The following is an 18,579-nucleotide window of genomic DNA, read 5'->3' as shown; positions in this document are numbered from 1 at the left end:
TCATGGTGCATAGGGTGCGGCCTCACAGATTCCCGACGGTCAGAGGTTCCGACCGAGTGGTCGAGTGTATCAAACGGAGGAGAAAGAGGGGGTCAGTCAGCCGACGCTACGCTCTCGGTGGACGTTCCCGTGTACGACGTCCATATGAAGGCGTAGATGAAACCGACGACGGCGATGGCCAGTCCAAGGCCGACGAGCCAGTAGGCTCCTTGGTATGCCCTCCAAAGGACGAATAGGATGAGGAAGATGCCTGCGAAGTAGATTCCCTTGTTCACGCTAAATGGACGTGTGAGGCCAATGTGTGATGTCCGCAGTTTGAGCGCGAGCCCGAAGATCCAGATGTACGCCAGTAGCCATACCACCGTCGCGGCGTCGATGAGAGGGACGACCTCATGGGAGAGGACCGTCGGAACCAAAAAGAGGAAAAAGGTTAGAATCGTTGCGGGCCACGGTGAGCCGTACTGGGGGTGTTCCCAGGCGAAAAGGTCAGGCCAGAGGCCCTCTCGGGCCATCGCCTGGATGATTCGCGGAATCGAGGCGTATGCAACGTTGACCGAGCCAAGCGTCGCCGCGAACGAGGCGATACCGGCAAGAATCGCGCCGTACGGCCCGAGAAGCATCCCCCCGATTTCTATCTGTGGTGCATTACCCGTGTAGAGTTCCTGGTGGGTCGCTGGGTCAATGACGCCGATAGTACCGAAGCCCATAATGAGGCCCATTGCCAGGATGACCAGTATACCGATGAACATTCCCTTCGGGATATTCTTCTCCGGATTCTTCGTCTCCTCCACAAGCGGCGTCGCGAACTCTAGACCGACGAACGCCCAGAATCCGAGAGTGAGTGTCCCGAAGACGGCCCCCCAGCCGAACGGAGTGAAGTTGAGAATTGGGTCGATATGCCACGCGCCGACGTTATTCAATCCCGTGAAGCCGGCGAGCCCGAATAGGACCCGGACTCCGACCATCGTGATCACGAGGACGAGTTCGACGAGCATTGAGATCCGGACGCCGAGGAGATTGAGGATGAGCGAGATGACATTAATAGCGACGATCCAACCTACGACCGACCCGACGCCGGTCGTCGAAACCATCGCAGACGCCCCCGCTGACCCTTCTGCGGCAAAGACGAGTCCGAAAATCAGCCAGTAGCTCGTCCCAGCTCCGGCGGCGAGCAACACTCCCCACTTTCTGGCTCTGCCGTCCTCGAATGCCCGCTTCGTGAATTCGTAGATTTGCCCCGCCTTTGGGAACATCGTCGTCAGCTCCGCATACGCCCACATGACAAACAGGTTGAGGGCGAACCCTACGAGAATTGCAATCACGTACGCTGGACCTGCTGTTCCAAATCCGTTGAAGTTCCCTGCGAACGTGGTCGATGCGACGACGAGGCCAACAGCCGCCGCCGCGACCCCCGGCCATCCAATCTTATTCCTCACCTCATCCTCTGCCACTCCATTTGACATGAAGTATCACGCATTGCCATTCAATGACATGGTTTTTAAACATACAGGTGTCGACAAAAATACCCCCTATTTGAAGGGGCGATACCTACGCCCACTCTCATTCAGCAGTTTTAGGGCGTCTATTTTGGCGATCAACAGCACTGTCTAGTTGAATACCTCTGCTGGCGTCTGACCGTTCAGTGATTGGTACGGTCGATGTGGGCTATAGTAATGTACGAACTGTTCCATCCATTCGTTGACGCTCACCCGACTGTCTATCCATGAACTATGGAAGTGGCCAACACATATCTTGAACGTGTGAAACTACTTTTCGAACAGGATTCGATCAACGTAGTCGAGTTGACCGTTCAACCCCAATCGGGAGAGGGAAGCCAAATAGCCATAGCCATTAACGGAAAACATCGTCCTAGAAAGATCGTGTTTCTCGGTCAATTTCTGCAGAAACGCAGCGGCTGGATCGGTGCCTCGTCGTCCGAACTCTGCGACATCAAGAATGAGCCTCGAGTCTAGGTCTATTGCATCATCCAACCAAGATCAGTCGCCATTACTCTTGACAGCAGTCTCATCAATGGCGACCCGTGACGGCTTCGCCGTCCTCAGAATAGCGAAGCGATTCTGGTGGGCTGCGAAAATCGCAGAGGCTGTGGATACTGCACTCCCTCCGGGGATCACTTCGGTCCCAGCAACGCGCGTCGTGGAAACAAGAAGTCCCGCCCTCAAGCGCGAGCCGTCAGGGGAACGGTAAGGTGGGGGAGTTCACTCTGGCCCAAACGTATGAACATCATCGATCCCAGCCCGAGGATCATCCTCGACATAGATCTGCTCAGTCACGTCCACCGACGAGTGTCCCATTTGTTTTGAGACTTCCCATAACCCCGCCTCAGTCTGATTCACCAAATACGACCCGAACCCATGCCGGATATTATGCGCCGTAATCTTCCACCGGTTCGGCTCCGGCGCACCATCCTCACCAACAGAGGCGTTGGCGTCCGCATACAGCTTCCGATTGAGCCCCGCATTCGCAGCCGCCTCAACCACAATCTCATTGATTCGGTCGCCCGACAACTGCCCACCGCGCTCACCGACGAGCAAATACGTATGATCCGCGGTCGCCGCCATCTCATCCCGATACCCATACTCCAACCATTCAGTGAGCAACGGATCTAACGACGGCTGATACGCAACAACCCGCTTGCGACCGTACTTCGCAGCCGATTCCCGGATATGAATCTCTCGGCGCTCCCGGTCCACATCCGAAATCAGCAACTCAGACGCCTCACCCCTTCTGATCCCCGTTTGCCACAGTAACCGAATCACCAACTGATCGCGAACACGATGCCGAGAGACGTGTTTTTCCATCAACCGCACATCGCTCTTCGTTACCGCGTACTCCTCGCCATCCTCGAGTTCCTTCGACTGTTGCGAGGTCCGCGACATGCCCCACTTCTCACCCTTGCGGTCATGCCACCGGTCAAGCGGGTTCGAGCGTGTCAGATCCATTGCGCGCAACCAGTCGTAAAACGCATGAATTCGATTCCACCGGTACAGTGGGGTGTTCCCGTTGAACTCGGTACTGAGCGTGCGTCCAAGACGGTTTGAATCGGCGGGACCCAGATCAAACACGGAGGCGATCCCCTGCGCATCTAACCACTCATCAAACCACCGCAAATCCTGTTTATACCGACGCGTCGATTCCGAATTCCGTCGCTCAGGGTCGGTATCATCAGTGCCCGCGTCCAAATCGGCAAGATAATCGCAAATCTCCGGCCGACACTCCTCGACCGGCTTGTATCGCGGCGGCATTCACATCCCCTCCTCCTTGTAATAACGGCGCGTTCCAAACCGCGACTCTCGGAATTCGACGTCCGGGAACTCTTGCGCCCGGGCTAACGCTCGGCGGGCCTTATCCACATCAACGTCAAAGTACGACGCCCACGCATCCACCGTCGACAACTGCCGTGCGGACTCTACCGAATCGGGCGCCATCGGTTCCATCTCCGTCACATCCACTAACTCCTCTTTCGACGGCAGCTGGGCCATGATCTCGTGGGTCAATGATTGAATCTCATCGGACGAGGTGACCGACGCATCAAGTTCGGCGAGCTGGTCGTCTAACTTTTCGAGGCGTGCGTAAACGCCTGAGAGGGCATCCTCGACCGCCCGCGCAATGTCCTCTGGATCGATGGAGACTTCCTGTTCATCCGAGGTCGTGATGTGGCGTCTCGCGGCCGTGCGGAAAAATTGACTCAACGACTGGAACTCGACCGTCTCCTCGAGGTAGTCCTCGAACATCTCCCGTTCCGTCTCAGTGAGCCGTACTCCGACGAATTCGGTGCGATCTGGCATTCTAGCCTCCCATACGATCGCCCCGGGTGTTAAACCCTCGTATTACACTGAGGGGGAGAACCGCGTCATCTGAACGGCCCTCACCGTCACCACCGTTTCCATTGTTTTTCCGTCTGAGCGGCGGCGCCGAACGCCGCGACGTGAACGCCCGCCGCCGGATGGGTAAAAAGATAACACCCCCCGGCTCCTGAGCACACCGTGTGACACTCTCCGGCGCGGTTGCGACGACGCCCGACCTCCTCCGGCTCGTCGCCGTCCCCGTCCTCGCCTGGACGGCCGTCCGGGACGTGAAGACCAGGCGGATCTCGAGCGGCGTCTGGATTCCGCTCGGGGCGCTCGGCGCGCTCCTGCTCGCCTGGGACGGCTGGCTCGCCTGGTCCGCGAGCGGGGACGCCTGGGCCCGCGAGTTCCTGCTCCCGGTCGCCGTCAGCCTCGGGTTCGTCGTCCCCATCGCCTACCTGTTCTGGTGGGTCGGCGGCTTCGGCGGGGCGGACGCGAAGGCGCTCATGGTCGTCGCGTTGCTCTTCCCCGCGTTTCCGGCGTTCGACCTCGGTTCGCGGACGTTCCCGCTCACCTCGACGCCGATCGAGACGTTCTCGTTTACGATCCTGACGAACGCCGTCGTCGTCGGCCTCGCGATTCCGATCGCCCTCGCCGTCGCGAACGCCGCCGCGGGTCGGATCGGCCTCGTCTCCCTCGTCGGCTGGCCCGTCTCCTGGCGGCGGATTCCGACGACCCACGGGAAGTTGCTCGAGACTCCCGACGGTCGCGGCCTCGGACGCGGCGGGCTCGACCTCGACGCGCTCCGGATGTACCTCCGGTGGCGCGGAGCGACGTTCGCGGAACTCCGACGGGACCCCGCGACCTACCGGGACCCGAAGAGTCTCCCCGCGGAGCCGAACCCGCCGACCGACGGCGCCGTCGACGCCGCGAACGCGGTCCCCGACGGTGGCGAGCCCGTAGACGGACTCGAGAGAAACGGCGACGACCGCGAGGACGAAAACGGGAGCGTCACCCTCGAGTTCGACCTCGAGGCGGTCGCCTCCGACGCCGAGTACGACGACCCGTGGGGGGCGGCGGCGTTCCTCGAGGACATCGAGGGGACGGCCTACGGCACGACGCCGGAGGCGCTCCGGGACGGCCTGGACGTCCTCGCGGAGAAGGATCGGGTGTGGATCACGCCCGGAACGCCGTTTCTCGTCCCCATCTTCGTCGGCCTCCTGATCGCGCTGGTCTACGGGGACCTGCTGATCGGCCTGCTGTTCTAGACACGTCGGCTCCGTGTCACGGTCGGCGTCCGGGCGTCCCCCGACCGCCGCTCGCTCGAGCGGTCAGTCGAGGCCGAGAAACAGGCGTTCGTACAGCGGCACCAGCACCGTCCAGAAGACGACGAACGTCGCTCCCACGACGACGATCGCGAACCAGAGTCCGCCGAGTTCGGGCTCTCCGTCGACGGCGCCAGCGCCCGCCGGCAGTCCGGTCGCGAGCGCCGCGATCGTCCCGACGAACAGGAGCGCGCAGGTGACGACGCTGCCTAGCTCGAGGGCGGCGGCAACGGGGTGGTCGCGGAACAGGGCGGCGAGGGAGGCGAGAGACATACGCTACTCGAGGCTCACGTGCGGTCGTCAAAACGTTCACGGCACGTCGTCTTCGCGACGTCCGTATTCGCGGTTGCGGTGCTCGGTCGAGGAGTCGTTACGATACCGAATTCAGGCTCGAGACTCGATCTCCTCTGCGATCTCGTCGAGTTCGTCGTCCTCGAGGTCCTCCGGCCCGCCGAAGAGGCCGTGGATCGGGCCGTTGCCGTCGCCCTCGAAGCGGGGGACGACGTGGCAGTGGACGTGGGGGACCTCCTGGCCGGCCTCCTCGCCGTTGTTGAACGCGACCGTGGTGGCGTCGGCGTCGACCGCCTCCTCGACGGCCGGAACCAGCCGGTGGATCGTCGCGTAGAGGTCGGCCGCGACGTCGTCGGGGACGTCGTTCAGCCGCTCGTACTCCTCCTTGGGGATGACGAGGGTGTGTCCCGGCGCGAGCGGGTTCGCGTCCAGAAAAGCGATCGTGGTCTCGTCCTCGTAGACGATCCGGGCGGGAATCTCTCCCTCGACGATCTGGGTGAAGATCGTGCTCATGTGCGACTGTGCGACGGCTCGTCGTATCAAGGTTTCCCGACGGGCTCGAGCGGTCCGGATCGGGCGGGGAGGATGCCGACGTCGTCCGGTCCGGCACGCCCGGGGTGATGCCGACGGGACGACCGACTGCACCGCTAGAGTGCGGGAAGGTACCCGCACGTCCGACACTCGAAGCCGTGGCGGACGTTCATGAGTTTTCCCGAGCACTCCGGGCAGCTGTAGGTCGTTCGCGCGAACTTTTCTGCGGAAGACATGGTATGCTACCACATGCCACGATGTATTAAACGTATCCCCCAAACGACGATATCGGCCGGGGAGGAATATGGACTCCCCATACGCCCGCCGGCGGCTCACGCGAGTCGTTCGAGGGTCTCCCCCAGCGCCTCGAGGTACTCCGCCGGCTCGTACCCGAGCCGACCGATCCAGACGTCCTGGTACGAGGGGTGGAGAATCGGCAACAACCAGACGCCGAGGCGTTCGCAGCGCACCGGCTCGAGGACGCTGTCGAGGAAGCCCTCGAGTTCTCGGCCCTCGGCGGCGAGCACCGTCGTCGTCGCGTGCTTGCCGGTGGCGAGGACGAGAGCGGGATCGACCGACTCGAGTTCCGTCAGCAGGTGGCCCCGACAGTTCGTCCGCTCCTCGGCGGTGGGCTCGCGGTTCGTCGTCGGATCGTCGGGATCCGGCGGGAAGCACTTGACCGCGTTCGTGTAGTAGGCGCGATCCCGGAAGCCGACGCGCTCGAGCGTGCGCCGGATCCGCCGCCCCGAGTGGCGGGACGTGTAGGCCTTTCCGGTCCAGTTGCCGCCCCGCCAGCGGTCGGCCCCGGGGGAGCCGTACCCCGGCGCCTCGCCGACGACCACGACGTCCGCGTCCGGATCGCCGGTCCCCCATGAGATCCGCTCTCGGGCTTCGGCGAGGGCCGGACAGCGGTCGCAGTTCGGCTCGAGGGCGTGGCGGCGAGCGGGAAAGGCGGGTTCGTCGGACACGCTCGAGGGGTGGGGCCGGACGAAGGTATAGTAGTCGGTGAACCGAGTTCCTCCCCGCTCGCACTCGTACGGCCAACACGAACGGTGCTGGCGATTGATTCGCGAGCGCGACGGAGGAGACGGGTTCCGTCGGGACGAGCGAAGACTGTCCGCCGCCCGAACGGTCCGGCGAACCTGACCGTCGACGAACACGAGGGGACACGTTTACGTTCGTCCAATTAATTAGACCGGGTATGGTATCGGCCAGTACGGAACTCGTCGCGGAACTCGTCCCGGTGCTCGCCTACGCGATCGCCGGCGGACTCCTCACGATCGGCGGCGTCGTCGCCGAGTACACCAGCGTCCAGCACCTGGGCGCGGGCGACACGACCGTCGCGCTGTGGCTCGCCGGCATCGGACTCGTCATGCTCTACGCCGGCGTGTACGGCATCGGCTATCGGAAGGTCCTCGCGCGCGCAATGGCACGATAATACTCCTCTCGAGTCGAGGGACGCCGCCACGATGCGCCGAAGGTGGCCGAAGCGGCCACCCGCGATATCGATTCCTCTTTACTCCCGGAGGCGAGTAGGTGGGGTATGAGCAGGTTCGCCGAGGTCGACGACCAGTACGACCCGCACGCGCTCGAGGAGCGGGTCTTCGAGTACTGGGACGAGGTCGACGCCTACGAACGGACGGTCGAGCACCGCAGCGACGGCGAGTCATTTTTCTTCGTCGACGGCCCGCCGTACACCTCCGGGGCGGCCCACATGGGGACGACCTGGAACAAGAGCCTCAAGGACGCCTACATCCGCTTCCTGCGGATGCAGGGGTACGACGTGACCGACCGGCCGGGCTACGACATGCACGGCCTCCCCATCGAGACGAAAGTCGAGGAGAAACTCGGTTTCGAGAACAAGAAAGACATCGAGGAGTTCGGCGAGGAGAACTTCATCCGCGAGTGCAAGGCGTTCGCGGAGGAGCAACTCGAGGGCCTGCAGGACGATTTCAAGTCCTTCGGCGTCTGGATGGACTGGGACGACCCGTACAAGACGCTCAGTCCGGAGTACATGGAGGCCGCCTGGTGGGGCTTTTCGAAGGCCGCCGAGCGCGGCCTGGTCGAGAAGGGCCACCGGTCCATCTCCCAGTGCCCCCGGTGTGAGACCGCCATCGCGAACAACGAGGTCGAGTACGAGAACGTCGAGGACCCCTCGATCTACGTGAAGTTCGACCTCGAGGGGCGCGAGGGGTCGATCGTCATCTGGACGACCACCCCGTGGACGATCCCGGCGAACACGTTCGTGGCGGTCGATCCCGAGGGCGAGTACGTCGGCGTCCGCGCGGAGAACGGCGGCGAGGAGGAACTGTTGTACGTCGCCGAGGCCAAACACGAGGAGGTCCTGAAGGAGGGCCGGTACGAGGACTACGAGGTCGTCGAGGAGTTGACCGGCGAGGAGTTGATCGGCTGGTCCTACGAACACCCCCTCGCCGACGAAGTCCCCGAGCACCCGAGCCACGAGGGGGCCCTCGAGGTGTACGCCGCCGACTACGTCGACACCCACGGCGACGGCACCGGCCTCGTCCACTCCGCCCCCGGCCACGGTGAGGAGGACTTTCTTCGCGGGACCGAACTCGGCTTCCCCATCTTCTGCCCCGTCGGCGGCGACGGCGTCTACACCGAGGAGGCCGGGAAGTACGAGGGGCAGTTCGTCAAGGAGGCCGACCGAGAGATCACGGCCGACCTCGAGGAGACGGGCGTGCTGCTCGCGGAGACGACGATCAGCCACAGCTACGGCCACTGCTGGCGCTGCGACACGGGCATCATCCAGATCGTCACCGAGCAGTGGTTCATCACGATCACGAACGTCAAGGACGAACTCCTGAATAACATCGAGGACAGCGAGTGGTACCCCGAGTGGGCCCGCGACAACCGGTTCAGGGACTTCGTCGAGGAGGCCCCCGACTGGAACGTCTCCCGCCAGCGCTACTGGGGCATCCCGCTGCCGATCTGGACGCCCGAGGACCGCGACGACGACCAGGACCGCATCGTGATCGCCACGCGCGAGGAACTCGCCGAGCGCGTCGACCAGGAGGTCGACCCCGAGACGGTCGACCTCCACAAGGACACGGTGGACGAGCTGACGATCACCGAGGACGGGACGACGTACACGCGCGTCCCCGACGTCTTCGACGTCTGGCTCGACTCGTCGGTCGCCTCGTGGGGCACCCTGAACTACCCCGGCGAGGAGGAGGCCTTCGAGGAGCTGTGGCCCGCCGACTTCATCCTCGAGGCCCACGACCAGACCCGCGGCTGGTTCTGGTCCCAGCTGGGCATGGGCACCGCCGCGCTCGGAGAGATCCCCTACGACACGGTCCTCATGCACGGCCACGCGCTGGACGAGGACGGCCGCAAGATGTCCAAGTCCGTCGGCAACGTCGTCGAGCCCCACGAGGCCATCGAGCGCCACGGCTCCGACGCCATGCGCATGTTCCTGCTCTCGGCGAACCCCCAGGGCGACGACATGCGCTTCTCCTGGGACGAGATGCGGACGATGGAGAACCACCTCCGCACCCTCTGGAACGTCTTCCGCTTCCCGCTGCCGTACATGCGGCTGGACGACTTCGATCCCACCGAGACGACGCTCCGGGATGTGGACGATGACCTCGAGCTCGTCGACGAGTGGGTGCTCGCCCGCCTCCAGTCGACGGTCGAGACGATGACCGAAGAACTCGAGGAGTTCCGCCAGGACCGGGCGCTCGAGGCGCTGCTCGAGTTCCTCGTCGAGGACGTCTCCCGCTTCTACGTGCAGGCGGTGCGCGAGCGCATGTGGGAGGAAGAGGACAGCCCCTCGAAGGAAGCCGCCTACGCGACGATCTACCACGTCCTGCGCCGGACCGTCGTCCTGCTCGCCCCCTACGCGCCGTTCGTCACCGAGGAGATTTACGGCACGCTCACGGGCGACGACGGCCACCCGACGATCCACATGGAGGACTGGCCCGAGGTGGACGAGCGCTGGGTCGACGAGGAACTCGAGGAGGACGTCGCCCTCCTGCGCGCCATCGAGGAAGCCGGCGCGAACGCCCGCCAGCAGGCCGGCCGGAAGCTCCGCTGGCCCGTCCAGCGCGTCGTGGTCGCGGCCGACGACGAGCGCGTCGTCGAGGCCGTCGAGCGCCACGAACGCCTCCTGCGAGATCGGCTCAACGCCCGCGATGTCGAACTCGTCGCCCCCGACCAGCGGTGGGGCGAACTCGAGTACAGCGCCGAGGCGGACATGAGTAAACTCGGCCCCGCCTTCGGCGGCCGCGCCGGCGAGGTCATGACCGCCCTCAACGAGGCGCGCATCGAGGAGCCGACCCTCGAGGCGCTCGAAGGGGCCGTCGCGGACGTCCTCGAGGCGGACGAGGAACTCGAGGAGGAGATGGTCTCGTTCGTCACCGAGACGCCCGAGACCGTCGCGGGAACGGCCTTCGGCCTGAACGGCGACGACCGCGGCGTCGTCTACGTCGACGCGGAGCTCACCGAGGACATCGAGAGCGAGGGCTACGCCCGCGAGGTCATCCGCCGCGTCCAGGAGATGCGCAAGGAACTCGACCTGGACGTCGAAGAGCGCATCGCCCTCGAGCTCTCGATCGACGACGACCGCGTCGCCGGCCTCGTCGACGAGCGCGCGGACCTGATCCGCGAGGAGGTCCGCGCCGACGAGCTTCGAACCGTGGAGGACGGCCACCGCAAGGAGTGGGAGGTCGAGGACGTCGACGTCGTGATCGCGATCGAGGCGCTCGCGACCGCCGAGGTCTCCGACTAGCTCGAGCCACCGAGGGCCCCCGAACGTCCGTCGAGCGGAGCGCGACCGGGTGAAGCGAGCCGAGCGGTCCGACGTTTTTCGTGGCGCGAGAGCGGGACCGACGGGGGATCCGAACGCAACCTCGAGACGTGGACGGGGTTGCCACAAGAGCCATGACCGCTCGGTATTCAGAGAGAGTCTGTGAGACGCGTATTATCCGTTCTTCTGGGAATCGCGTTGCTCGTCGGAAGTCTCCCGACGGGCGTCGTCGGCCTCGAGTCGTCGGCCGCGCCGTCGATCGACGATCGATCGGGCGACGCGTCGGCGGCGATCGAACCGAGGAGCGTCGCCGAGCCGTCGCCCACGATCGCCGCCGCGACCGCCCCCGCGAGCGCGACGGCGTCGACCGACCGCGACGACGTCCTCCACCGGGAGATCGTGCTCCGTCACCGCCCGGACGATCCGGGCGTCTTCGAGGCGGAGGTGACCGTCTCGGTGCCGGAGCAGGTGTCGCGCCTCGAGATGCGACTCGAGGAGGCCGCCAAACCCGGCGTCGACGTCGACGTGGAGTCGACGGACGGCTTCGAGGAACGGTCGGACGACCGACTGACCTGGGACGAGGAGACCCGGGAGCCGACGGTCCGGTTCACGGTGACGGCCGATCGAACCAGACTGGCCGACCGCCAACCCGGCGAGGCGGACCGACGCGGTGCCGCCGGCTTCGATCTGAACCCTAGCAGCGGCTCCGGGGACGAGAAGTACGTCTTCGCCGACGCGGGTTCGTGGGCCGTCGTGCCGGTGCCGGGGATCGGCCTCGAGTGGTCGACGCCCGAATCGGACCCGGTCGGGACGGACGAGACGGTCGAGATCGACGGCCCCGGCGCGACCGGCGGCGAGATCGCCTATTTCGGGGACGTCGAGGAGTACGAGCGGGAGACCGACCGCGGGACGATCCGGCTGGTCGTCCCGGAGGCGGCCGACCTCGTCGAGTCGCCCGAGGCGATCCTCGACTCGCTCGAGGCGGCGAGCGACTCGATGGACGTCGGCGCGCACAACGAGGAGACGTTCGTGCTCGCGGCGCCGACGGGCGAAGTCGAGTGGGCGCAGGCGGGCATCCAGTACGGCGACGACGACGCCTGGGTGGTCGACGACGCCCGCCTCGACGAGGCGCGAAACGTCTGGCTCCACGAGTACGTCCACACCCGCCAGCACTTCGTCCAGGACGTCGAGACGACGACCGAGACGCGCTGGCTGGTCGAAGCCCAGGCGGAGTACGCCGCCGCGCTACTCTCCCTCGAGCAGGGGCTGATCGACTACCGCGAGTTCTCGGCCGCCCTCGAGCGGGGCGAGGAGTACCCGTACGCCGACGGCGTGCTCGCCGACCCGAGTACGTGGGACGACGAGGACGTCGACTACGTCAAGGGCGCGCTGGTCTACGGCGAACTCGATCGCCAGCTCCGGCTCGCCACCGACGGCGACCGGACGAACGAGGACCTCCTGCGCGAGCTGAACCGCATCGAGGAGGGTGAGGAGCTGACCGAGGAGCGGCTGTACGACCTCGTCGAGGAACTCGACGGCCCGGACCGGAAGAGCGTCGAGAAATACGCTCAGACGACGGCGACCCCGGAGATGTGGGACGGCGCGGACCACGAGGCGGCCTTCGACCAGCCGGTCGCCCAGTTCGAGTACGGCGTCGCCGACGACCCGCTCGAGGTTCGCGACGCGTCGATCGACCTCGAGGGTGCGGACGAACTCGCGATGCCGGTCGGGGAGCCGCTTTCGGTGCCCGTCGACGTCGAGAACGTCGGCGACCGCGAGGGTACCTTCGACGCGACGCTGCTGGTCGACGGCCGCATCGTCGACGCCGACGGCGGCACCCTCGCGCCGGGAGACGGGGAGCGAACCGCGCTCTCGTGGACCCCGAGCGAGCCGGGGACGTACGACCTCCGCGTCGGAAACGACCGCCTCACGGTGCACGCTCGGGGACCCTCGAGCGCGACGGTGACCGACCTCTCGGCCGACCCCGAGCGAGTCGCGCCCGGCGAGGACGTGACGGTCACCGCGACGGTCGAAAACGGCGACGTGCACGCGGTCGACCGCCTCGAGTTCCGGACCGCGAGGGGCGTCGACGCCGAACCGCTCGTCGCGCTCGCACCCGGCGAGACGACGACGGTCCCGGTCACGCTCCGGTTCGACGACTCGAGTCGGTACGAGGTCGTCGCGGGTGATCGAAAGACGGAGGTGACCGTCAGGGACGACCCGATCGGGGCGGTCGCCGACGAAGTACCGGGCTTCGGACCGCTCGCCGCGGGTATCGCGCTCGCGGTAGCGCTGTCCGCGAGGGCGGTCGCCCGTCGGCCGTGATCGAGTCGGACGCCCCTCGACGGAGACGACCGAAAACGGCGGGAGCGGACGCCGCCAGGGAGAATCAGTTCAGTCCGACGCGGAACGTACACGCGGTCTCGCCGTCGCGAACGCACCCCGTTTTCGCGACCGTCGCGTCGGCGCCGTACTCGGCGACGATCCCCTCGAGAATGCCGTGCGCCATCGCGCAGTGGTCGCGCTCGGAGTCGTAGGTGACGACGGCGACGTCGCCATCGGACCCCGACCCGCCCCCGTCGAAGGAGCACGTCAGGCGGGGCGGGGAGAGGTCGTCGTGGTCGGCGAGGTCGGCGGACACCCCCTCGAGGGAGTCGAGGACGGCGACGAGGTCGTCGCAGCCGGTGAGGTGCGCGCTGAACGTCGACAGCAGCGCCGGCGCGAGCGCCCGACCGAAGTCGCGTTCGATCGTCTCGGGCGCGTGGCCCGACAGCGCCGAGAGCGTCTGGAGGATGCCCGCGACCTCCGCGTCCGGGTAGTGGGACACCGGCAGGTAGAGCTTCGGCTCGACGGCGGCCCGCTCGAGGATCGTCTCCCAGGCCGCCTCGTCCGCCTTCTCGATCACGTAGCTCTTGAGCGTCTTGTGGACGATGCCGTGCATTGCTCGGTACCTCGCGTCCGCGAACCGATCGGATCGGTAACACGCTAGCTGTGTCGAGCGATTACTTAAGCGTTCGTGAGCGTCCGCGGCGACCGGAGAACCGGCGGACGACGCCGCGCTCGGCTCAGAGGCGATCGGCGAGCGCCGGCGCGACGGACACCGCGCTGACCGACCGCTCGATGGTGTCCGTTCCGTAGATCGCCTCGACGCCCGCGCTCGAGAGCTTCGCGTACGCGTTGCGCGCCAGCAGCGGGTGGACGCAGGTGACGAAGACGCGGGAGACGCCCCGCTCGCGGCAGACGGCGACGGCCTCGCTCATCGTCGACCCCGTGGCGATGATGTCGTCGACGACCACGACGTCCCGCCCGGCGACGTCGACGTCGCTCGGGGTGATCTCGACCTCGGTCCCCGAGCGCCGGACCTTCTCGAAGTAGTCGACCTCGCCGGCGGCGCCGTCGACGCGGTCGCCGTAGGCGTCCCGGACGGTCTCGGCGAGGTCGATCGCCCCCTCGTCGGGCGAGACGAACACCGGCTCCTCGATGGTCTCGGGAAGGGGGTCGGCGAGCAGGTGGGCGGCGTCGACCGGCGTCGCCGACGGCTCGAAGAAGTCGCAGACGGCCGTCTCGTGTGGGTTCACCGTGAGGACGCGGTCCGCCCCGGTCGAGATCGCTCGCGCGACCGCGCGCGCGGAGATCGGGTGTCCCTCCTCGAAGGCGTCGTCCTGGCGGGCGTAGCCCATGTAGGGCAGGATCGTCACGACCTCCTCGGCGCCGGCCTCGCGCACGGCGTCCTGCAACTGGAGGAGTTCGAGGTGCGCGTCGCTCGAGACCGTCGAGGCGACGATCACCGCGCGGTCGCCCGCGAAGCCGGGGACGGCGGCGAGCAGTTCGCCGTCCGGGAAGCGGTCGTACGCGGGCGTTGCGAGCGGTTCGTCGAGCTCGCGCGCGAGCGCGGCGGCGAGCGTCTGGGAGGCGGATCCGCTGACGATCATACTCGGTCGGTCGGCTCGCGACCTAAACCCGTTTTCGTTCCGCACCCGTCAGGTCGCCTATTCGTCCTCGTCGGGCACTTCGTCCGCCGAGCAGGGGCCGCCGGCGGTGTCGCTGGTGATCGAGAGGGAGCCGTCCCGGTCGATCAGCACGAGCAGGTTCAGACAGCCGGGGTCGTTCCACTTCCCCGGCGTCACGCTCGTGATCTCCTCGCCGTCGAGGCGGGCGGTGACGCGGAACCGAGCGGGGTCGTCCCGCCAGTCGCGCTCGAGGGACTCGCCCGCGCGCCCCTCGAGGTCGTAACTCGACCAGTGGTTCAGGCTCGACCAGCCGTCCTCGCCCTCGCCGAACTCGACGAGGACGTCGAGGTCGTGGGATCGGTCGTCGAGGTTCTCGATGGTGATGTCGCCGAGCACCGTCCCGCCGGCGTCGGCGTCGGACCCGCCGTCGCCATCGTCGCCGTTCCCGTCGTCCACGGAACTGTCCTCCCGCGGTTCGTCGTCGGCCTCGTCACCCCGGTCACCATCGTCCCCGTCGTCGCCGTCGTCGCTCGAGCAGCCGGCCAGCGCGCCGGTCATCGCGACGCCGGAGGCAGCGAGCAGGCGTCGACGCGATAATTCGGTCATCTGGTGGGGAATGGAAGGCGAGCTAATTAAGACGCCGTCAGACGTACGTCAGACGGTAAGCCGGCGGACACGCGTCGCATCGTCGGACGGGCGCAGGCGAAGTGGCGGGGTCGTCGGACGAGCGATCGACACGATCGACGGGGTGAAGCCCGCCCGACGGCGCGCTCACCCGCCGATCGAGTCCGGGTCCGGAAGCGAGACCGCGAGCCCCGAGACGCCGCGAACGCCGAGGGTGTGCGGGCGCCACCGGTTCGCGTCGGGGTCGGCAACGTCGTCGTCTTCGGAACGCCCCGCGTCGCGTTCGGTCAGGAACGTCCCGTCCTCGGTGACCGCGTACGCCGTCTCGCCGTAGCCGACGTCGACGATCCGCCCGCCTGCCGCGTCGCTCGAGCGTGGACTCGCAACCCAGTCGTCGGAGCCGTCCGCACCGCCGACGCCGCCGCTTCCGTCGACGTACGCGTACAGCACCTCCCCGTCGAGGTCGTCCCCCTTCGCGCCGCCGGAATCGACCGCGTCCTCGGCCTCGTCGTCGGTCGGGGGCCCCCCGTCGCCGGCCGGTGGCCGTCCGATCGCGTGGGCGCGAGCGAGTCGCCCCGCCTCGGTTCGCGGATCGGCCGCGACGGCGGTGAACGCTCCCTCGAGCGACTTCATCCAGCCGTTGCCGAGTTTGTAGAGGCCGTCGCCGGTCGCCGCGAGCGGAATCCCGGCGACGGAGACGTCGCGCACGTCCGAGAGCCCCGCGTGGTCGAGTTCGCCCCGGTGGATCCGGTAGACGCCCCCGTCCGTGGCGAGCAGGTCGCCGTTGATCGCCCGAACCTCGGCCGGGAGCGCCTCCTCGAGCGTCTCCCAGGTGCCGTCGACGCGCCGGGCGACGCGACCACCCTCGCCCGCGGCCACGAGGTCGGCCTCGTAGTAGCCGACGGCGACCGCCGAGCCGAACCCGGTCGCTTCGAACGCCGGTTCGGCGTCGGCGCGGTCGCCGTCACCCCCCTCGGCGTCCGCACCGGGGGTACGCTCGAGGACGAGCACGTCCTCGTCGGTCGCCGCCGCCACGTCGTCGCCCACCGCGGCCACGTCCCGCGCGTCGCAGCGCTCGAGGAGGGTGAACTCGCCGACGGCGTCGCCGGAGACGCGAACGCGGACGACGCCGATCGAACTCGCCACGTAGACTTCGATCGCCCCCTCGCGTTCGCCGTAGACGCGCTTCTCTTCGATCGAGAGCATACCCGGTATCGAACTCGAGGCGCCGAAAGCGTTGCCGTCGCGAACCGGCGGATCGGCGGGCGACCGGCGACGGTCTCCGGAATCCCTTTGGGCGATCCCTTCCGAGTACACTACAATGAAGGTCTTCGGCTCGAGCGGGACGCGGGGCGTCGCCAACGAGGAGCTGACGCCCGGGTTCGTCCTGCGCGTCGCGAAAGCGGCGGGAACGGCCTGGGGATCGGGGGCCGACGGGGGTGCCGAGTGCATCGCGCTCGCGCGCGACACGCGCTACACCGGCCGAATGCTCGCCGACGCGGCCGCCAGCGGACTCGCCAGCACCGGGACCGACGTCGACCGACTCGGGATCGTTCCCACGCCGGGCGCGCAGGCCTACGCCGAGCGCGAGGGCGTCCCGGTCATGGTCATCACCGCCTCGCACAACCCGCCCCAGTACAACGGCGTCAAACTCGTCGGCCCGAACGGGGTCGAACTCTCGGTGGCCACCCTCGAGGGGATCGAGGAGATCCTGCTCACCGAGTCGTTCGCGGTCGCCCCCTGGGACGAGACCGGCCGCGTCCGCGAGGTCGAGGGCGTCCGCCGGGCCTACGTCGATCAACTGCTCGAGGCCGTCGACCGGGAGAACATCGCCGACGCCGACCTCACCGTGGCGCTCGACCCCGGCCACGGCGCGGGCGCGCTGACCAGCCCCGACTTCTTCCGCGAACTGGGCTGTCGCGTCGTCACCGTCAACGGCCAGGCCGACGGCCACTTCCCCGGACGCGACCCCGAACCCGTGCCGGACAACCTCGAGGACCTGGGTCGACTCGTCCGGGCGACCGACGCCGACGTCGGGATCGCCCACGACGGCGACGCCGACCGGGCCATCTTCTTCGACGAGAACGGCGAGTACGTCGAGGGCGACGCCACCCTCGCCGCCCTCGCGGCCGCCGAACTCGAGGCGGACGACGTCACCGTCTCCGCCGTCAACGTCTCCCAGCGCCTCGTCGACGTCGTCACCGAGGTCGGCGCGGACCTCGAGCTCACGCCGATCGGCTCGACGAACATCATCACCCGCATCCAGGAACTCGCGGCCAACGGGGAACGGATCCCCATCGCGGGCGAGGGCAACGGCGGCGTCTTCTTCCCCGAGTACCGCCTCTCCCGGGACGGCGCCTACACCGCCGCGCGATTCCTCGAGCTGGTCGCCGAGCGCCCCGCCAGCGAGGTCGTCGCCCCCTACGGCGGCTACGCCAACGTCCGCCGGAACGTCGAGTACGAGTCGACCGCCGAGCGCGACGCGATGCTCGACGCCGCCGCCAACCAGGCCAACACCTCGGACGCCGAACTCAACACCCGCGACGGCTACCGCCTCGACTACGGCGACGCGTGGGTGCTCGCCCGTCCCTCGGGCACCGAACCGCTCGTCCGAATCTACGCCGAGGCGCGCGAGGCCGACCGCGCCGAGGAACTCGCCGGCGACATGTGCGACGCGCTGACCGAAGCGAAGGTGAACGCCTGAGTCGAGTACCCGATTCCTCCGTTCTCGACCGTTCGACCCGAGCGCCGTTCGTTTCGGACGTCGCTCACTCCGGGCCGATCGGTCCGACGTCGACCGCCAGGAGCAGCGCCCGGTGGACCGCGACCAGCACCGCGACCGAGACGACGATCAGCGCGCCCTCGAGGGGCGTCGACAGCAGTCCGAGCGAGACGATGAGCGTCGTGGCGCACGCGGGCGGGTGGCGGGTGTCGGTCGCGAGCATCCCGCCGGCGGTAAGCGTCGTCGCGAGGACGCCGCTTCCGGCGAGGCGCAACCCCTCGAGCGAGGCCGGGTCCGGCGCGGCGGTCATCGCGACTCCCGGCGCGAGCAGGTGGTAGGCGAGCAGGCCGGCGACGACGCCGACGACGTGGCCGCCGATCACCCGACGGGCGTCGCTCGCCTCGCCGTTCGGAAAGAGCGCCAGGACGAACGCCGAGGGGCCGAGGCTCGGAAACAGCATCGGGAGGCCGGAGAGCCACGCCAACGCGGCGGTGGTCGAAATCAGGAATCCGGTGTGCAGCGTCGAGCCGACCCGGTCGTCCATACGCCGACCGTGACG

The 18,579-nt window shown here is 67.2% G+C and carries 16 protein-coding genes and 1 pseudogene; 5 read left to right on the top strand and 12 right to left on the bottom strand.

The annotated features are described in order from the left end of the window. Positions 1 to 92 precede the first annotated feature (92 nt). The 4 genes and pseudogenes from RJT68_RS19455 to RJT68_RS19440 form a co-directional block, all read right to left on the bottom strand. On the bottom strand, positions 93 to 1,451 hold the full coding sequence (locus tag RJT68_RS19455) for an APC family permease (RefSeq protein WP_407038178.1): 1,359 nt from the start codon (positions 1,449 to 1,451) through the stop codon (positions 93 to 95). Positions 1,452 to 1,607: 156 nt separating this feature from the next. Then, positions 1,608 to 2,057 (bottom strand): annotated as a pseudogene (locus RJT68_RS19450) (IS6 family transposase); the annotation flags it as partial. 162 nt (positions 2,058 to 2,219) lie between these two features. Continuing rightward, on the bottom strand, positions 2,220 to 3,266 hold the full coding sequence (locus RJT68_RS19445; RefSeq protein ID WP_407038177.1) for a tyrosine-type recombinase/integrase: 1,047 nt from the start codon (positions 3,264 to 3,266) through the stop codon (positions 2,220 to 2,222). After that, positions 3,267 to 3,809 carry a hypothetical protein gene (locus RJT68_RS19440; RefSeq protein ID WP_407038176.1) on the bottom strand — a complete coding sequence of 181 codons (543 nt, stop codon included), beginning with the start codon at positions 3,807 to 3,809 and terminating at the stop codon, positions 3,267 to 3,269. Positions 3,810 to 4,009: 200 nt separating this feature from the next. Here RJT68_RS19440 and RJT68_RS19435 point away from each other — a divergent pair, with 200 nt between their 5' ends. Beyond that, entirely contained in the window at positions 4,010 to 5,077 is a 1,068-nt protein-coding gene (locus RJT68_RS19435) for an A24 family peptidase (RefSeq protein ID WP_407038175.1), read from the top strand. Positions 5,078 to 5,140: 63 nt separating this feature from the next. On the opposite strand, the gene RJT68_RS19430 is transcribed toward RJT68_RS19435, so the two are convergent. From RJT68_RS19430 to RJT68_RS19420, 3 genes are all read right to left on the bottom strand, one after another. Further along, positions 5,141 to 5,407 (bottom strand): hypothetical protein, encoded by a 267-nt coding sequence (locus RJT68_RS19430; protein ID WP_407038174.1) that lies wholly within the window; start codon positions 5,405 to 5,407, stop codon positions 5,141 to 5,143. 111 nt (positions 5,408 to 5,518) lie between these two features. Then, positions 5,519 to 5,938, bottom strand: a complete 420-nt coding sequence (locus RJT68_RS19425; protein WP_407038173.1) for an HIT family protein — start codon at positions 5,936 to 5,938, stop codon at positions 5,519 to 5,521. Positions 5,939 to 6,288: 350 nt separating this feature from the next. Beyond that, the gene (locus RJT68_RS19420; protein ID WP_407038172.1) at positions 6,289 to 6,924 is read right to left on the bottom strand and encodes a uracil-DNA glycosylase; all 636 of its coding nucleotides are present in this window, start codon (positions 6,922 to 6,924) and stop codon (positions 6,289 to 6,291) included. A gap of 233 nt (positions 6,925 to 7,157) precedes the next feature. Here RJT68_RS19420 and RJT68_RS19415 point away from each other — a divergent pair, with 233 nt between their 5' ends. The 3 genes from RJT68_RS19415 to RJT68_RS19405 all read left to right on the top strand — a co-directional run bounded on the left by RJT68_RS19415 (position 7,158) and on the right by RJT68_RS19405 (position 13,049). Next, positions 7,158 to 7,394 carry a hypothetical protein gene (locus RJT68_RS19415; protein WP_407038171.1) on the top strand — a complete coding sequence of 79 codons (237 nt, stop codon included), beginning with the start codon at positions 7,158 to 7,160 and terminating at the stop codon, positions 7,392 to 7,394. A gap of 105 nt (positions 7,395 to 7,499) precedes the next feature. Continuing rightward, a complete protein-coding gene (gene ileS, locus RJT68_RS19410; protein ID WP_407038170.1) occupies positions 7,500 to 10,706 on the top strand; it encodes an isoleucine--tRNA ligase in 3,207 nt (1,068 codons plus the stop codon). Between the two features lie 180 nt (positions 10,707 to 10,886). Further along, positions 10,887 to 13,049 carry a COG1470 family protein gene (locus RJT68_RS19405; protein ID WP_407038169.1) on the top strand — a complete coding sequence of 721 codons (2,163 nt, stop codon included), beginning with the start codon at positions 10,887 to 10,889 and terminating at the stop codon, positions 13,047 to 13,049. A 64-nt stretch (positions 13,050 to 13,113) separates the two neighbouring features. On the opposite strand, the gene RJT68_RS19400 is transcribed toward RJT68_RS19405, so the two are convergent. From RJT68_RS19400 to RJT68_RS19385, 4 genes are all read right to left on the bottom strand, one after another. Then, positions 13,114 to 13,665 (bottom strand): heme NO-binding domain-containing protein, encoded by a 552-nt coding sequence (locus tag RJT68_RS19400; protein WP_407038168.1) that lies wholly within the window; start codon positions 13,663 to 13,665, stop codon positions 13,114 to 13,116. A gap of 124 nt (positions 13,666 to 13,789) precedes the next feature. Continuing rightward, entirely contained in the window at positions 13,790 to 14,656 is an 867-nt protein-coding gene (locus RJT68_RS19395; RefSeq protein WP_407038167.1) for a ribose-phosphate diphosphokinase, read from the bottom strand. A 57-nt stretch (positions 14,657 to 14,713) separates the two neighbouring features. Further along, complete coding sequence (locus RJT68_RS19390) at positions 14,714 to 15,280, bottom strand: hypothetical protein (protein WP_407038166.1); 567 nt, start codon at positions 15,278 to 15,280, stop codon at positions 14,714 to 14,716. A 165-nt stretch (positions 15,281 to 15,445) separates the two neighbouring features. Further along, positions 15,446 to 16,504 carry an HVO_0234 family beta-propeller protein gene (locus tag RJT68_RS19385; RefSeq protein ID WP_407038165.1) on the bottom strand — a complete coding sequence of 353 codons (1,059 nt, stop codon included), beginning with the start codon at positions 16,502 to 16,504 and terminating at the stop codon, positions 15,446 to 15,448. Between the two features lie 115 nt (positions 16,505 to 16,619). Here RJT68_RS19385 and glmM point away from each other — a divergent pair, with 115 nt between their 5' ends. After that, positions 16,620 to 18,002 carry a phosphoglucosamine mutase gene (gene glmM / locus RJT68_RS19380; protein WP_407038164.1) on the top strand — a complete coding sequence of 461 codons (1,383 nt, stop codon included), beginning with the start codon at positions 16,620 to 16,622 and terminating at the stop codon, positions 18,000 to 18,002. Between the two features lie 64 nt (positions 18,003 to 18,066). On the opposite strand, the gene RJT68_RS19375 is transcribed toward glmM, so the two are convergent. Next, positions 18,067 to 18,564: an HPP family protein gene (locus RJT68_RS19375; RefSeq protein ID WP_407038163.1), complete on the bottom strand. Its 498-nt coding sequence runs from the start codon at positions 18,562 to 18,564 to the stop codon at positions 18,067 to 18,069. Positions 18,565 to 18,579: the final 15 nt, after the last annotated feature.

Source organism: Halovalidus salilacus (assembly GCF_031852275.1).
GTDB classification, from domain to species: domain Archaea; phylum Halobacteriota; class Halobacteria; order Halobacteriales; family Natrialbaceae; genus Halovalidus; species Halovalidus salilacus.
This window is presented reverse-complemented; position numbering and strand designations above follow the sequence as displayed.

Bases quoted from the DNA above. Each gene is read 5' to 3' on its own strand.
- ileS (WP_407038170.1), top strand. From the start codon at position 7,500: ATGAGCAGGTTCGCCGAGGTCGACGACCAGTACGACCCGCACGCGCTC.
- RJT68_RS19425 (WP_407038173.1), bottom strand. From the start codon at position 5,938: ATGAGCACGATCTTCACCCAGATCGTCGAGGGAGAGATTCCCGCCCGG.
- glmM (WP_407038164.1), top strand. From the start codon at position 16,620: ATGAAGGTCTTCGGCTCGAGCGGGACGCGGGGCGTCGCCAACGAGGAG.
- RJT68_RS19445 (WP_407038177.1), bottom strand. From the start codon at position 3,266: ATGCCGCCGCGATACAAGCCGGTCGAGGAGTGTCGGCCGGAGATTTGC.
- RJT68_RS19430 (WP_407038174.1), bottom strand. From the start codon at position 5,407: ATGTCTCTCGCCTCCCTCGCCGCCCTGTTCCGCGACCACCCCGTTGCC.
- RJT68_RS19390 (WP_407038166.1), bottom strand. From the start codon at position 15,280: ATGACCGAATTATCGCGTCGACGCCTGCTCGCTGCCTCCGGCGTCGCG.
- RJT68_RS19415 (WP_407038171.1), top strand. From the start codon at position 7,158: ATGGTATCGGCCAGTACGGAACTCGTCGCGGAACTCGTCCCGGTGCTC.
- RJT68_RS19395 (WP_407038167.1), bottom strand. From the start codon at position 14,656: ATGATCGTCAGCGGATCCGCCTCCCAGACGCTCGCCGCCGCGCTCGCG.
- RJT68_RS19440 (WP_407038176.1), bottom strand. From the start codon at position 3,809: ATGCCAGATCGCACCGAATTCGTCGGAGTACGGCTCACTGAGACGGAA.
- RJT68_RS19375 (WP_407038163.1), bottom strand. From the start codon at position 18,564: ATGGACGACCGGGTCGGCTCGACGCTGCACACCGGATTCCTGATTTCG.
- RJT68_RS19400 (WP_407038168.1), bottom strand. From the start codon at position 13,665: ATGCACGGCATCGTCCACAAGACGCTCAAGAGCTACGTGATCGAGAAG.
- RJT68_RS19385 (WP_407038165.1), bottom strand. From the start codon at position 16,504: ATGCTCTCGATCGAAGAGAAGCGCGTCTACGGCGAACGCGAGGGGGCG.